This is a genomic window from Bacillus sp. JJ1562, from assembly GCF_036962705.1.
Taxonomy (GTDB): domain Bacteria; phylum Bacillota; class Bacilli; order Bacillales; family Bacillaceae_L; genus Ferdinandcohnia.
In genome coordinates this window covers 1-683 of sequence record NZ_JBALOQ010000056.1, presented here as the reverse complement: position 1 = coordinate 683, position 683 = coordinate 1, and the positions used below count along the sequence as shown (strand labels likewise).

1 protein-coding gene is annotated in these 683 nt (G+C 37.8%); it reads right to left on the bottom strand.

Annotation, left to right across the window (positions count from 1 at the left end; all coding sequences use genetic code 11):
* Positions 1-117: 117 nt before the first annotated feature.
* The gene (larC, locus tag V7097_RS23420) at positions 118-591 is read right to left on the bottom strand and encodes a nickel insertion protein (protein ID WP_335706045.1); all 474 of its coding nucleotides are present in this window, start codon (positions 589-591) and stop codon (positions 118-120) included.
* Positions 592-683: the final 92 nt, after the last annotated feature.

Genomic DNA, 683 nt, shown 5'->3' with positions numbered 1-683 from the left:
AGTATTTTTGAATTAAAAACAGTAAATCGGGCTTAAAAACAGTGTTTCTAGATTAAAAATCTGTAAATCAAAAATAAAAACTGTAAATCAAAAGAAAAAACTAATTCGTCCTAATAATTACCTTTTATGAATCTCTTTCCACACCTCTTCATACACCTTTTTAAGTGGAACGTCATTTTCAACGGCGATTTTGCGGCAATCTTCATATTCAGGCGACTTTTGAATCGATTCTCCCTCAAAAATTCCCTCTTTTATCGTGACTTTGCCCCATTGCGTCATAACATCTGAAAAAATTCGCTCGAGTCGGTGTACGGTCAGCGGATAATATCGTAAACCAAGTGTTGTTGTTTCTGAAAATAGGATTTCCTTCATTTTCTCCAACTTACTTTTTGAACAAAGAAGCTGGAGAAGGACAGCCGGTCGGTTTTTTTTCATATAAATCGGGGTGTAGTAGACGTCATTGGCCCCGGCATCAAATAATAAATCCATGACATAGCCAAGCCATTCACCAGACATATTATCAAGATTTACCTCAAGCTTGATCATGCCTTCGTCAATATGCTCATGATTTGGTGGAAGCATTTTTTCCATGGTTCTCTTCCCTTTCGTTCGAAAAATTCACTACCGCTAGTATATCACCCGCGCGACAAAAAAGCCCGCCGAGATGAAGTGAACCAAAAAAG